We start from the raw sequence: 14,058 nt of genomic DNA on the forward strand, positions 1-14,058 counted from the left end.
CGAACGGTTGCCTTGGGCGGCAAACCGCAGGGCGGGCGCAGCGATCTGGCCACCGCGGCCCGTCCGGCGCCCATTGCCGGCTAGCTGTTGCCGGCGGCCTTGAACAATCCGTAACCCGAGGTGGTTTTCCCGCCGATGCCGCGTTCGGAAAGGCCATGCATCAGGAGGGTGCGGGCGATTTCGCACCAGGCGGGGTCGCCTTCCAGCACGAACAGGAAGCTGCCTTGCGCGGCGATCTGCGGGGCCGGGATGGGGCTGTCGAAGTCGGTGGCGTCCTGCTTGCCTTCGCTGCCGTAGTAGTCGCCATGGTGCGGGGTGACGATCTCCTCGACGAACGGCTTGGCATCGCCTTCGGGCACCCACCAGGCGTCGTGGAAGATCACCGCGCCGGTTTCCTGCGCATCGGGCGTCTCCACGTCGTGCTCGTTGCCGAACATCCAGGTGAGGGCATCGCGGCGTTGGGCAAGCCGGTTGCGGGCCACGCTGCGCGCCAGGCCCTTCAGCGCGGAACCGGGGATCATGGGCATGCCGTAGGCGTGCTGCACGGTGATGCCGGTTTCCAGCGCCGTCTCCCGGCTCAGGCCGATGTACAGGCGGCCGATCAGCGGCGCCTGGAACTGGATGAAGCGCGCGCTATTGCCGGCGGTGGCGGTCTTCCAGCGCTGGAAGGCAGCCTTGTAGATCCCCGATGGCGTGGTCTTGGCGATTTCCTGAATCAGCTGTTGCTTGGGGCCGCCTCCTTTGCCGGCGTCACCCTCTGTCTTGCCCGTCTCGTACACCGTCAGTCCACGACGCAGCAGCAGTCCTGCGTTGGCGGTGGGTTGTTTGATGAACTTGGTGGCGTCTGCAATGCCCTGTGCCCGCTTGAGCGCGTGCCGATAGAGTTCAATCGCCATTTCTGCTGCCCTCGTCGTTGACCAGGCTCTGGCAGAAGCGTTTGAGCCAGGAGGCGGCATCCAGCACGTCCCGCGTCAGCAGGCGGTAGCGGGGGAGGTCGGCTCTCAATGCCTCCTGCAGCAGCGCTTCGCTGTTCGGAAGACCGGTCACCTTGGCCAGGTCATCGAAGTACTGCTGATAGGCCTTGCCCTTACCGTCCTTGCCGCTTTTGGCGGCGAGGAAGCCCACGGCTTGGGCAAGTCCGGACTGCAGCACCATGGTGGGAAAGGCCATGGCGCGCGGCTTGTAGTCCTTCGCCAGATTGCTCGCGGCGGCGGACTTCACGCAGGCCAGCGCCGGCTTCGCCATCCGCTGGGCACGGGATTGGCGGTCGCTCATCGGGCACCCCCTGCGGTCAGGAAGCGCACCAGCCCGCGACCCACGGTGGCCTTGCCGCCGATCTGCAGCAGCTTGCCGTGGCCCACCCCGGCGCGCAGCTTGTCGGCGGTCTGCGCTTCGCTGCAGGGCGCATTGCGCACGCGGCCGGGGCCGATGCCCAGCACGCCCCACAGCACGCTTTCGGCCGGCAGGTTCTCTTCCCACCACAGCGCGCCCTTCGCCACCGTACCTGTCTCGTCGTTGATGCGGATGCGGGCGCGGATCTCGGTGCCAGTATCGGTCAGGAAGCCGAAGTCAGCGTCGGAAAGCAAGGCGAAGTGGGCCGGGAACTGGTTGGCGGAATCCGCGTCGTCCGCGAACAGCGCCGTTGCGAAGTGCTGCGCCCAGGCATCCGCGGCGCCGGTGTCGGCATCGAGGTCAAGATCGTCAAATACCACCTTGCCGCTGTGCAGGATGAGCTCACTGCTGGTCGCCACCGCCACCGTACCGGGCCTGACGGTGGGAGGAACGGGCGGCAAGCCGGCCTTGCCCGCGCGGCGCGCATCGGCGGCGTAGCGACCGAGCACGAACGGGCAGGTGGCCCAGGCCATCACCCCGGCCAGCGAACGCACCGGCAGCAGCAGCAGGTGGGCGTCGCCGAAAGCGACCGCGCCTGCGTGCGCGCTGTCGGCATCGTTGATGCGCTCGGGGCCGAACAGCAGGGCCTGGTCGGCATTGCCAGCGAATTCGTCGCGTAGCACGCCCTTCAGCGCCGAACCCGGCACCAGCGGCAGGTTGGTGGCCTTCGCGCGCGCAATCGGCAGATCCACGGTGCCGACGGCCTGGCCGGTACCCACGTGCAGGGCGGACAGGGCATGCAGATGGAAGAGTTCGGTTTTCACGGGATCTGGTCTCCAGAAAGGGTCGATTGCCACGGACGGGTCAGCGCGATGCCGAACCCGTCGCGGCGGTCCTGTGCGTTGTCGCTAAGGCTGGCAAGCCACAGTTGTTCCAGTTGGTCAGGCGTGCCCGCCAGCACGTCGAACCAGTAGGTGGCGCCGGCGGCGACCGCCTTGCGGGTGGCGCGGGGTTTCTGCGCGGCCAGATCCCAGCCGGATATGCCTTGCCAGCGCTCCAGTGCGGCGGCGCGCAGCTTCACCCGCAGGCCGGGGATGCCGGGCACCTCACCGCACAGATCGGCATCCAGCCAGCCGGGTTTCCAGCCGTCGGCGAACAGCGCCGGTGTGGCCAAGGTGATGGCGAACCCGCCTGCCAGGCGATCAGCCCAGCCGGCTGGTGGCATCAGACCCTCGCCGCCATGGGGAGACAGCCATGACATCCGGCGCTCGCCGCCGAAGGTGACGCTGCCCGCCGCAATGCCGGCCGGACCGCGGCCCATCAGGGCGAAATGGCGGGCTTGCCAGCCACCTTCCTCTTGTCGTGCCGGGCTGAAATCCAGCCCTTCGGTCTGGAACAGGCGCCCGGTCTCGCTGGCGAACGTGGTGCGGTCGATGCCGACGTGGGTGCGGCGCTCCACCTGCCACGGCTGGGCGGAGCAGCGCTGCGCGATGGCTTCCACATCCACCGGCTTGCCTTGCGCCCAGTCCAGCAGTGCGGACGTTGGCCACCAGGCAGGGCCGGGCTGTGGTTTGCCTTTGGACTTGTTTTCGAACACCACCGGTGCAAGACCCGCAGGCAAGTCACTGCCTGCACCGTCGGCAAACCGGCCGGGCGAAAGCCGCACATAGGACGTGGTGCCGGTGACTTCGTCATGCAGTAACACGGCATCGGCGGGCTTGGGCAGCCAGACCTCGACGGGCTGCCCGCGTTCGCATTCGACCGGGAAAGGGCCTGCGGCGGACAGCGCCTGCAGTTCCTCGCGGTGTGCGGTGTTGCTCCACGGCTGCAGACCGCGTGAGTCCATGATCTGGGTGCGCAGCAGGCCCGCGAGGGCGGACGGCCAGGGGAAGTTCGCGCCGTCGCGGCTGCCCGCACCAAACGGCTTGCCGGAGCGGAACACTAGCGGTGCCTGCGGTTCGATCAGATACCAGGTTTGATTCATGGTCATGCGTCCTCGCGGCCCAGATCCTTGCTGCTGCGTGCCGACAGCCAGCGGGCCAGCACCAGTTCGTCCACCAGTGCGCCATATCCCGTGGGATCGGATTCGGTTTGCCAACGCTTGCCGCGTTCCAGCAGTTGCGCCACCACCGACGCATCGATGCCGTCTGCGCCCCCGCGCTGACTGGCGTGTTCGATCGCACGCTTGACTTCCAAGGAAACGATCTCGGCATCGAGGCCCTGCGCCAGACCTGTCAGCCACGCCTGACGGATGGCGTACGCCAGCTTGCCGGGCAGTGATCCGTCGGCGTAGCGGCTGCACCATGCCTGCAGGCGGGTGAAGTCCTCGGGGGCGTCGAAGCGGGCACGCCACGGCACCACGTGGCCGGCGCGCACGTACAGCTGGATGCCCAGCGCATTGCCCTGGCCGTTGCTTCCAGCCTGCCCCTTGGCGAATTTTTCCGCCGCATCGCCGTACTGGCGGATCAGCCCCAGTGGTTCCTGTACATGGCAGATGGCCGCGCCCACCCGCAGGCTGGGCAGGTCGTCGGGGTGGGGGTTGTCGCCGAGAAGAGTGCGTACGACATCCGCCATGGCCGCGTCGAAGGCTGCTGCCAAGGCGCGGCCACCGGCAACCACGCCAGCCAGCGGGAACAGCACCAGCAAATCCTCGCCCCCATTGAAGACACAGTGGCCGCGGTGTTCTCGGGCGATGGCAGGCACCTTGTCGGCGAATGCAGCGATAGCGCGGGAGACGGCGGAATGCTGTTCGGCGGTACTTGCCTTGTCGATGAAGCGGCCCATCCGGTCGCCATCGGCCACCACGATGGCCGCGTAGGGGCAGGGTTCCCCGTGTTGTTTCCACAGCGGACGCAACGTCACCCGCAGCGCATCCAGCGCCTGCAAGGCCTCTGGGGCACCTTCTTCCCGGGCTTCGCTGATCGCCGCTTCCAGGCGCTCGGGATAGAGCATGCCTGCATCGAATGGAAAATCCCCGTAGCAGCCAGCGTTGCCCTCGCTGCGGGTGGCATGGCCTTCGCCCACCAGCGGTGCATAGGCGTCTCGCAGGCTGGCAAGTGCTTGCGGATCGTCCTTAGACAGGTTCTGCAACCAGCCATCGGCCGCCAGCCGGGTCAGCGCGGTGAAACGTTCGCCCCGGCCCACCACCCGCTTGATGCAGCCCAATGCATCGAGCTGTTCGCCCGATGCAACTCCGAACTTGGGCGGAAAGCGCTTGCGGTTCTTCGGCAGTACGGATTCGCGCACGCCGTCCAACGAGGACTTGGGGACGCCGAAGCCCAGATCGTGGCCGGGTTCGAACATCGGCGCAAAGTTGCGGGTGTTCTTGCGTGCGCCCAGCGCGGCCTTGGTGTTGTCGTAGGCGCGACGGTAGTCGTCTTGCACCACGCACCATGCGGCGAAGGCCTCGAGCGCATCGTCCACTTGACGCGCCCAAAGGTCGTCGCGCAGCTGGACGCCCGCCTGCTGCCAGTCGCGTAGCGCGTCCTTGGCAGCCTGGCGAAGATAGGTGCGCGCTGCGGCAATGGCGTGTGCTGCCAATGCCTGCGCGGCAGTGGCATCGCTCTCCAGACGGGCCAGCAGCACGTTGGACAGGTTGCTGTTCTCGTCGTCGTTCACGTTGAGAACGCGGTCTTCGACCGGGTAGATCAAGGCAGCGCCCCCGTCCTTCAATGCCTTGCCGGCAGCGCGGGCACACTCTGACAGCAGGTGGCTGCCGGCCCACAGGTCGCGGCTGCGGCGGGCAGCGGCAATGAAGCCCTGCACCGGCCCGAGGGACAGTTCGATGAGATGGGTGGTCATGCTTTTTCCCTCACTGCAATGAGGTCGTAGCCGGCGACTTCGATATCGCAAAAGACGTATCGGCCATCGCGCAACTCCTTCTGCATTGCGCCAGGAAGGCTGGAAATCAAAGGCTCCACATCAGCGCCTCTCGCGTAATAGGACTTGTTGGATTTGATGTGCTTGGCTTCCAGCGAGCCGTTTTTGAGATTGAGTTGAAGTTTCACGTTGGCTACCCCAGTTGCCCCCGTGGGTCGCGTTTGCGCCTGATGTTTCGCGGGGTTGCTGGCGGCGGCACCGGCTGATTTTTTTTGGTCGGAGAAATAGGAAAGAAAGGCCTCGATGGCATCCTCGCCACGTCCCTGCATCGGCTCGACCTGGTCCGCCTTTGGTCCGACTTGCCATTGGCCAGCGTTGATCATGTGCGGTGCGCGGCGGAACTTGCCTTCCAGCGACAGGCCCATGTCCCTGATGTGATCCAGGTCCAGACACAGGACGGCCGGGCGCCAAGTCTTGCCGTCGAAGTAAGGGCGCAGGATCAGCGGCGATGCCATGCGCTCCGACGGCTTGTCGCTGCCCTTTGCGATGGGCTTAAGCGTTGTGTCCTGCGGGTCTTTCTGGCGCCACTCTTTTTCCTGTTTGAAGTGGGTAATGATCGGCAAGCCGAACGCAGCACGAGGAAACACGTTGCCGGCAGGATGCGCGGGCGGATGGTTTTCCGCGGCGTCGCCGGTGATCCTGCGAATGGCATCCGGCTCCGGCCAGCGACTGCGGCCGGGGCGCGGTCCTTGTCCGTGGTTCCGGGCGATGCCGGGTTTTTGGCGGAAATCCCGCAAGTGCCCGATGGCGTTTCCCCAAGCTTCAGTTGCACTGACGTTTGATCCGGAAAGCACTAGGCGCCAGCCTTGCGCTGCGACATCCTGTTCGCCGACCCCGATGAATTGTTTCTTTGCATCCAGGACCTGCACCGCGCCGCAGCCGCGCCGCGTGCGTGCGCCCACGCCGCCAAAGCTTGCCCACCATCGCAGAGCGGTCAGGACTTGTGCGTGCTGGTCGGGATCCAGTCCCGGATCCAGATGGAGCTTCAGGCTGAAGGTCACGCCTTCTTTCAGCAGGAGCTTTGGGTCTTCGGTTATCTGGCCTCGCTCACTCTTGCCCTGCGCGGGGAACAGCGCATATCCGGGGTAGCTTCCAAAGTCTGGTCCACGCACCTTCCCGTCGCGCTGGGTGTAGGTGGCGGCGGGTTGCAGATTTCGTTGCTGGCCTGGATTGACGGCGGCGCTGACACGGACCTTGCTCTTGGCGAGCGACGTCTCATCGCCGAGCCCACCCCAGATCGCCCGTTCGGCCTCGAACAGGCCATGGCTGTTCGCAAACCGCTTGCGATTGAGCAACCGCCACCAGAAGCGCAGCTGGCCGCGGATGGCGGTAGCGCGGATCGGCATGAGGGTATCCACTTCGCCCGCTTTCACACCCCCGCCATACATCGGTGTCACGAGGGTGCAGTCATAGGTCAGTGTGTCGCCTTCGCGGTGTGTGATCGCGGCGGCGGCCTCCCCGATGCCGTTGAAATCCGGCGCCGGCCGGGTCTTGCGGATGCTCATGACTAGACGTCTCCATGATCGTTGGCAGGGTTGGGAGGCATTGATGCAGGCAAAATCTCGCCCGCATCCGCGGTGGCATGCGAAGCGGGGGATGTGTTGGGGGATGAAAAGGAAAAGCAATGCTGCAAACGGGTGTGATCCTTCAACCTGACATCTCCATGGCCGGACTTACGCCGGTCCCCTGCCCGATCCTAAATGAACTTCCAGTGAATTTGTCTTGACCCAGGACAATTGTTGATGGACTGCGCAAATTCAGAATCGCCGTGCTACTCAAATCAGGGGGGCGTCGGCGGTGATGGCGCGCTGCAGCTCGGACATGGCATCTCTTTTCTGGGTTGTGGCAGGGGCGAACGGGTAGTCGCGATCAGTTCGTCGACCGCGCGCTGGCAGCGGTTGATACCCCTTTGGTGGTCAGCCTGTGCGCTGGCGGCACCAGCAGGGTCAACAGTGCGCCGCTCAGAAGGAGGAACTTGATGTATGGCTTGTGCCATTGGCGGGTGAAGAACGGGTCAGCTGGGTTGGACATATAGATTCCTGTGGTTTGAGTCGTGCTGCGCGTGCATGACGTTGCGGTGGAGTCAAAGGCTACCCAGGCGCAGACGTCATCCACGGGTTGCAAACTTGCAAAAGGCGCCAGCCGCCGACGCGGCCGGATACTGGCCACATGAACATCATCCTTGCCCCGTACTCCCCGGTTTACCTGATTGTGTCTCTCACCACCGTGGCCGTCTGGCTGTTTGTCCTGCTGCCGCGGGTGTCGCTGCGCGTGCGATGGTGGCTGCACTTTCCGGCTCTGCTTCTGCATGAAACCTGCCACTTCATCGCGGTAGTGTTGCTCGGTGGCAGCGCGCGGATGCAGTTGGGCTTGGGCCAGGACTCGCATGGCAGCCTGACGTACGGCAGCGTGCACTACGAGGGCGTTGGGCTGGGGCAGGTCGGCAAGACGCTGGTCAGCATTGCTCCGCTACTGCTGTTTGTCGCAGCCGCGGCCATTGCTCACCTGAAGCTGGGACAGCCGCAGCCGGTGCTGGAGGGACTGGGTTGGCTGGGCGCCATCCTTTGCTGCCTGCTGGGCGCCAGCATGTACTCCTCAAGCGATTGGCGTGGAACCGGATTGTTGGGGAAGTTCTTCGTGGTGACGAGCGCCCTGCAGATCGCCCTGATGCCAGTGTTCTACGTCGCGTGGGGCATTGAACTGCTCATCGGAAAATGAAGGTCGCGGGCAGAGGCAGTGCCCGATGTTTCCGGTTTGCAAACTTGCATCCGCTGGAACATCGGAAACCCGTGCCAGCATGAAGTTCCTCAGCGCAGCGTCGGTTGGACGGGTGCGTGCCCGATTTCCCGATTACAATTTTCTCTCATATCAAGGACGATTCGTCATGTTCAAGCATTCCTCCCTTTCCCCGCTGTCCGTTGCTGTCGCTGCTGCCATCGGTCTGACCGCCTGCGGCGGCGGTGGCGGCGGCAATGTCCGCCCCTCCAACCCGCCGCCCGTCACGCCACCGCCGCCCGCGCCCAAGTGCGAGGATCAGACGGCCAGCAACTACGGTGGCGCGCTGCCCTGCCTGTACCGCTACAACGGCACGGCTGACAACATCCTGGTGCCGACGAATGCCGACATCGCGCACAGCGAGGGCTATACCGGGCAGGGCGTGAAAATCGGCATGATGGATGATGGCCAGATCGACAGCAGCTATGCGCCGCTGGTCGGCAAGGTGGCGTGGTATCAGAGCTTTGTCGGCCATGCCGGCGAAACCGATCCAAGCGCAAAGCGGGGCCACGGAACCGTGGTGGGCGATGTGCTGGTTGGCACGGCAGCGGGCAGCTTCAAGGGTGGCGTCGCGCCGGGTGCGAGCCTGTATTGGGCCAATATCTGCTGGAACGATTGGTGTGGATCGACTGGCTGGGCGCAGGCGTTGAGCGCCACGTCCGCGCAGGGCGTGCGCTTGTGGAATGCCTCCATTGGTAGCTACTCCGCGACGGGCAATCAAGCCGGTGCGCACGCTTGGGCCTCGGCCAGCACTGGCGTACTGGCGGCCGATGGCCTGCTGGTGACGGTGACCGGCAATGACAGTGCCAGTGACGCGGGCAGTACCGCGATTGTCCCGCTGGTCGATTCCCGCTACCTCGGCCATTGGCTGGCGGTAACTGCCGTTGCGCTGGACAGCAAGGGCCAGGTGACCGGCAAGGCCGACTACGCCAACGCCTGCGGCAGCGCGGCGCAATGGTGCTTGGCTGCGCCGGGGCTGGTGTACTTCCCCGGCGTCCCCAATTCCGCATTCTCTGCGGGCGGCGGGCAGGGCACATCTTTTGCGGCGCCCAACGTCACCGGCTCGGCGGCGCTGGTCTGGCAGGCATTCCCCTGGATGAGCGCGAGCAACGTCGTCGCCACGCTGCTGACCACGGCCACCGATTTGGGCGATGCGGGCGTGGATTCGGTCTATGGCTGGGGAGTGGTGAACGCCGCCAAGGCCGTGCATGGCCCCGGTCAGTTCGTGGGCGTCTTCGATGCCAATGTCGCCGGCAACAGCACCTTCTCCAACACCATCACCGGCACCGGCAACCTGGTCAAGCGCGGCGGCGGCACGCTGACTTTGACCGGCCAGAACACCTACAGCGGCGGTTCCAGCGTCCAAGCGGGCACGCTGGTGCTGACGGGGGCGCTTGGCTCCTCGGTGGGTGTATCCAGCGGCGCGACCTTCGGGTCGAAGGGTGGCACGATCCACGGCGACTACACCGTGCAGGCGGGCGGCACCACCGCGATCCAGGTCGGCACCGGCCTGTCCATCGCTGGCACTGCCGGATTGGCCGGCACGCTCCAGCTTCTGCCGGAGAACGCAGGCTATGCGGTCAAGCCGACCGAAACCCTGCTGACTGCGGGCAAGGTCATCGGCACCTTCGGCAACGTCACCTACGGGTCGGGCTTCTTCTGGACGGCGCAGCTTGGCTACACCAGCACCAGTGTGACCGCTGCAATGACCCGCGCCAGCACGGCAGCGGCAGCCTCGGCCAGTGGCGCATCGCTGGCAGCGATTGACGGCGGCGTGATGGCTGACCACTTCCTTGCAAGCGTGGACGCGGCGGCGCAAGCCGGCACGGCCACGATGCAGGCGATGACGATGGCGGGCAAGTTGGCTTCGGCCCCGACTGCGGATGCGGCCTCGGCCTCACTGGCAAGCCTGACCGGCGCAGTCCACGGCACGGCGCGCAGCGTCGGGGTGCGGCAGGGCTTGAATGCCGGCGCGCTGTTGGCGGATCGCACCCGCAGCCTCGCGCAATTCGGGGAGTCGGGCGTGTGGGTGCAGGCCACGGATGGCGCGGGGAGTTTGCGCCGCACTGGCTACGACGCGGCGCGCTACAGCAATAACGGCGCGATGGTGGGCGTGGACAAGGCGGTGACCGATGGCCTGACGATGGGCGCGGCGATTGGCAGTGATCGCACCCACGCCACGTTGGACGGCCTGGGTGGGCGGCTGGATACCACCGGCACCACGGTGGCCGTGTATGGTCGTGCGGATGTGGGCAAGGCTGGCTACGTGGCCGGCAACATGAGCCACGAGAGCGCCACGGTGAAGGATCAGCGGAGTGTGCTGGTTGGTTCCACGCTGGAGGGCGTCACTGGCAAGCACACTGACACGACCACGCAGGCACGCATCGAGGCCGGCATGGCGCTGGACAACGGACTGGCTCCGTACCTGGCCGTAGGCGCGCTGCGGCACACGCAGGGCGCGATGGCTGAGGCGGGCGGCGCGGGCTTTGGGCTGTTGGCGGGCAAGGATGCCTTGACGATGACCTTCGCGGAGCTGGGCCTGCGCTTCGACCACGGCATTGGCCAGTGGGTGATCGGCGGCGACGTGTCGGCCCGCCGCCTGCTTGGTGGTGCGGATACCAGCTTCACCGCCGCGTTCACCGGCGCGCCGGATGCAGCGTTCGACGTGATGGGCCAGGCGCTGGGCAAGGACAGCTTCCGCGTCGGCGGCCATGCCTTCTACCGCACCGCGCAGGGCTGGATCGTGTACGTCACCGCAGGCACCGAGCGCGGCACCGGCCAGCGCAGCAACGGCTACGCCACAGCAGGGGTCAAGATCGGGTTCTGACCATATCCACCCCTCGCCGGTTCGCGCCGGCGAGGGGGTGAACGAATTGGCAATGTACGTCGGATGCCGATGCAGGGCCGCAGACCAGCAAGCGTGACTGTTAGCATTCCCGGAAGTCGTATTCAGCTTGCGGGGGAACCGTTTTGACTACATACCTAGTCACCCGGCACGAGGGCACCCGTATCTGGGTGGATGCCAAGGCCAAGCACGGCCAGCTGCCTTTCGCCATCGATCGGATGCTTGATCATCTGGATCTATCAATCCTGAAAAAGGGCGACGTGGTGGTCGGGACCCTGCCGATACGCATGATCGCCACGCTGCAGACCATGGGCGTGAAGTTCTGGTCGCTGGATCTCGAAACGCCGCCAGCGCAGCGCGGCAAGGAGCTGACAGGTATGCAGGTGTACCGCTACGGCGGACGCTTTGCCCGCTATGAGGTCCGGCAGAAGGAAGCGGAGGAAGTTCCGGCCGGCCGCGCGCGCAAGGCCGCCAGCCCGCAGCCGTCCATCAGCCTGATCCCCGTCAGCGCCCAGCTGGCCCCCGCGGCGATCGGTTGGCTGCAGATGCGTACCGACCAGGTGTGTCTGCTGGCGAGTCCGGCCATGAAAAAACAGGCAAGCGCCCTGAAGCAATGGTTTTCCAGTCGGGAAAATCCACCGAAGGTCGTAGTCGTGGAGTGGGATGACAGCAGCTACGCCGTCTTGCTGGAGCAGGTCGAGGACTTGGTCGGCGAGCTGGCGATGGATCTGCGTCCACAGGTGGTTGTCAATCTGACCGGTGGTACCAAGCCCATGTCGATGGCGCTGCAACGTGCGTTCGGCAAGCGCGCGGAGGCGTTTGGCAGTGCCCTTCACGGGCTTTACGTCGACACCGAGCACCGGCAGCTGGAGGATCTGCTGTCACCGCATCGCCCTACGTTGCCAATGCAGGGGGTGCTGAACATCGCCGACATGCTGGCGTTGCAGGGGTTCAAGGTCGCCAGCGCGCAAAGTGCGGCGCCGAAATATGGGGACTGGCTGCCGCGCGCCTCGCTGTTCGACCTGTTGCTGAGCCGGGGCGCGATAGATTGGCTGCCGGCGTGGTATTCGCTGTTGGATCTGGCGGGCTGGCTGCTGGACGAAAGGAAGAACAAAAAGGGCAAGCGCCTGGCGAGCAACGAATTCGCCTCCATCAAATGGATGGGCTCACGCAAGCAACCCAGCTTCGAGATTTCCATCGTGGGAGCGGGTAAGCAGAATTGGTCAGGTTTGCGGCGAGCCCTGAGCGGTTCCTTCGGCGCTGCGTTGCTGCGTTGCGGAGTGGCTCAGGTGCAGTTGTCCGACACTGGAGATAGACTGCAACTTAAATTCGATTTGACTGCCCGGGATGAGCTGGCGTTTGCTGCCGGTGGCTGGCTGGAGGTGTGGCTGGCTAAACAGTTCGCCGATGCGGGGGTTGACGACTGGGCGCAAGGCGTCGAGGTCTCACGGGCCGGGGTGAAGAATGAATTCGATCTGGTCGTCGCCTGCGGCAATCGCCTGCTGGTGGTCGAGGCGAAAACCGGCGGCCTGAACCGGGATGGCAAGCAGGACACTCGTGCGGCTGAAGCTGTCTACAAGCTCGACGCATTGGCCGAGAAGCTCGGGCACTACTTCAACGACCGCTGGCTGGTGACCCTGCGTGGGCTCGCTTCCATGGACGCTGAGCGCGCCAGGAAAAACCATCGCATCCGGGTTTTCGAAGGCCAGGGCGACCCGAAGTTCACCGCGAGCGTGCACGACGCGATCAGGAAATGGGTTGAGAGCTGCAGGTTGCCGGAGTCGGAAGGTTTTGCGCCCTCGCACTTCGATCCTCCCAAGCCGACTGGTTCCCGGGCTTCGGGCAAGTCTGGCGATGCCAGGCCTGAGGCGTGCGGCGATCAAATGACCAACGCTTTCATGAAGGCGCGGAACACACACTGAGCGCGCTCGAATGGGAGGGCATGCGCGAGCCCGATGGCGGGGTAGGGGCCGAGGGAGATCATGGTGGCTCGTCCCGCCCACCTGAAGCGATAGCGCCAATGCTTGGTGCCGGATGGCGAGACTTCCAGCGCCAAGCCATCCCGATCCGCGACCCGATAGAGCTTGGGCCGCGGCTTCAGTGACCGGATTCGGAGGTCGGAGAGAGACATCTCTGACCTTCTACCGCTGCGTGGAGCACGGCAACAGTGGACAAGCGGCGTGGAGGGCATGGGCGCTGGCCGCGCGTGTCGAGATGCGACCTCGGCCACCTGGGGCGGGGCGCCGATTTCTACTCACAAATCTACTCACACCATACGAAGATGCCCACGGACGTCGGTGAACGTTCGTGGGCATCGGATACGATGTAACTGATTGTTTCTGCCGATCTTTCGATCCGTTCCCGGTCATCCGTGGACGACGGGAGATCTCAGAGTGGCGCCCGAAGTTGGACTCGAACCAACGACCCCCTGATTAACAGTCAAGTGCTCTAACCGGCTGAGCTATTCGGGCGGGGAGCGGCATTGTAGTCGGGCGATCCGGCATCGGCAAGGGATTGTGGTGCGGAAACGGTGGAATCGGATGCTGACGGGTCGGCCGGGGCCTTAAACCGGGCAGGGCGTTGGGGCTTTCGGGCGATCGCTGCGCGGTCGGCCGGCGTTGTTGACGATGACCTGGCCAAGCAGTTCGCCGTGGGTGCTGCAGATGGAAAGCGTCAGGTTGCTGCCGGCGCTGGTGCCGTCGGGAAGGTAGCGCAGCTGTTGGCGGCCGGCGTTGCTCGCGATGCGCAGGTGGGTGCTTGCCGGCTGCACGTCGGCGCGCAGGATGTCATTGCCGGAATCGGGCTGGTGGTTGCCGTCGTCGTCGGTGAACAGCATCCAGCCCAGGCTCCAATCGGTGCCGGCATCGCAGTGGTTGCCGTCGCGGGTGGGGCACAGCACTGCCCGGCGGTTGCGGCTGACGGCCGTCATGCGGGCCAGCTGCATGTGCGCGGTCAGTGCCTCCATGGCGCTGGAGGTGCGCTGGTGTTCGATGAACTGCGCCATTGCCGGCAGGCTGACGGCAGCAAGAATCGCGGCGATGGTCGTGGTCATGACCAGTTCGATCAGGGTGAAACCGGCGTGGCGACGCTGCATGGCAAGGCTCCCGATGAGGTGCATGCAGGCTAGGCGCGTGCGCGCTGGCGCGGGATCAGCCGACAGTGGACGCGGGGGTCGGGAAAGTCCGCTGGCCGGGCCGGGGTTTTCCGTGACGGCCCTGTTGATGGCA

11 protein-coding genes and 1 tRNA gene are annotated in these 14,058 nt (G+C 65.3%); 3 read left to right on the forward strand and 9 right to left on the reverse strand.

Annotated elements, in window-relative coordinates:
• Window positions 1-80 precede the first annotated feature (80 nt).
• Genes cmr6 through cmr1 form a run of 6 tightly spaced genes read right to left on the reverse strand, consistent with a single transcriptional unit; the run spans window position 81 to window position 6,716 of the window.
• The gene (cmr6, locus tag LIW09_RS03855) at window positions 81-896 is read right to left on the reverse strand and encodes a type III-B CRISPR module RAMP protein Cmr6 (RefSeq protein ID WP_256646648.1); all 816 of its coding nucleotides are present in this window, start codon (window positions 894-896) and stop codon (window positions 81-83) included.
• On the reverse strand, window positions 886-1,275 hold the full coding sequence (gene cmr5 / locus LIW09_RS03860; protein ID WP_256646649.1) for a type III-B CRISPR module-associated protein Cmr5: 390 nt from the start codon (window positions 1,273-1,275) through the stop codon (window positions 886-888). The genes cmr6 and cmr5 overlap by 11 nt, the downstream gene beginning before the upstream one ends.
• Window positions 1,272-2,156 carry a type III-B CRISPR module RAMP protein Cmr4 gene (cmr4, locus tag LIW09_RS03865; RefSeq protein WP_256646650.1) on the reverse strand — a complete coding sequence of 295 codons (885 nt, stop codon included), beginning with the start codon at window positions 2,154-2,156 and terminating at the stop codon, window positions 1,272-1,274. The genes cmr5 and cmr4 overlap by 4 nt, the downstream gene beginning before the upstream one ends.
• A complete protein-coding gene (locus LIW09_RS03870) occupies window positions 2,153-3,322 on the reverse strand; it encodes a type III-B CRISPR module-associated protein Cmr3 (protein ID WP_256646651.1) in 1,170 nt (389 codons plus the stop codon). Before LIW09_RS03870 ends, cmr4 begins: the two co-directional genes overlap by 4 nt.
• A complete protein-coding gene (gene cas10 / locus LIW09_RS03875; RefSeq protein WP_256646652.1) occupies window positions 3,319-5,133 on the reverse strand; it encodes a type III-B CRISPR-associated protein Cas10/Cmr2 in 1,815 nt (604 codons plus the stop codon). The genes LIW09_RS03870 and cas10 overlap by 4 nt, the downstream gene beginning before the upstream one ends.
• Window positions 5,130-6,716, reverse strand: a complete 1,587-nt coding sequence (cmr1, locus tag LIW09_RS03880; RefSeq protein ID WP_256646653.1) for a type III-B CRISPR module RAMP protein Cmr1 — start codon at window positions 6,714-6,716, stop codon at window positions 5,130-5,132. The genes cas10 and cmr1 overlap by 4 nt, the downstream gene beginning before the upstream one ends.
• A gap of 664 nt (window positions 6,717-7,380) precedes the next feature.
• On the opposite strand from cmr1, the gene LIW09_RS03885 reads away from it, so the two are divergent.
• The 3 genes from LIW09_RS03885 (at window position 7,381) to csx16 (ending at window position 12,753) form a co-directional block, all read left to right on the forward strand.
• The gene (locus LIW09_RS03885) at window positions 7,381-7,929 is read left to right on the forward strand and encodes a hypothetical protein (protein WP_256646654.1); all 549 of its coding nucleotides are present in this window, start codon (window positions 7,381-7,383) and stop codon (window positions 7,927-7,929) included.
• A gap of 166 nt (window positions 7,930-8,095) precedes the next feature.
• The gene (locus LIW09_RS03890; protein ID WP_256646655.1) at window positions 8,096-10,813 is read left to right on the forward strand and encodes a S8 family serine peptidase; all 2,718 of its coding nucleotides are present in this window, start codon (window positions 8,096-8,098) and stop codon (window positions 10,811-10,813) included.
• Window positions 10,814-11,001: 188 nt separating this feature from the next.
• Window positions 11,002-12,753 carry a CRISPR-associated protein Csx16 gene (gene csx16, locus LIW09_RS03895; RefSeq protein WP_256646656.1) on the forward strand — a complete coding sequence of 584 codons (1,752 nt, stop codon included), beginning with the start codon at window positions 11,002-11,004 and terminating at the stop codon, window positions 12,751-12,753.
• Here the strand turns inward: csx16 and LIW09_RS03900 are convergent.
• The 3 genes from LIW09_RS03900 to LIW09_RS03910 form a co-directional block, all read right to left on the reverse strand.
• Window positions 12,711-13,022 (reverse strand): Arm DNA-binding domain-containing protein, encoded by a 312-nt coding sequence (locus tag LIW09_RS03900; protein WP_338064832.1) that lies wholly within the window; start codon window positions 13,020-13,022, stop codon window positions 12,711-12,713. The genes csx16 and LIW09_RS03900 overlap by 43 nt on opposite strands.
• Before the next feature lie 203 nt (window positions 13,023-13,225).
• A tRNA-Asn gene (locus tag LIW09_RS03905) sits at window positions 13,226-13,302 on the reverse strand.
• A gap of 92 nt (window positions 13,303-13,394) precedes the next feature.
• A complete protein-coding gene (locus tag LIW09_RS03910; protein WP_256646658.1) occupies window positions 13,395-13,925 on the reverse strand; it encodes a GspH/FimT family pseudopilin in 531 nt (176 codons plus the stop codon).
• Window positions 13,926-14,058: the final 133 nt, after the last annotated feature.

The sequence above is a fragment of the Thermomonas paludicola genome (assembly GCF_024498955.1).
Classification (GTDB): Bacteria; Pseudomonadota; Gammaproteobacteria; order Xanthomonadales; family Xanthomonadaceae; genus Thermomonas; species Thermomonas paludicola.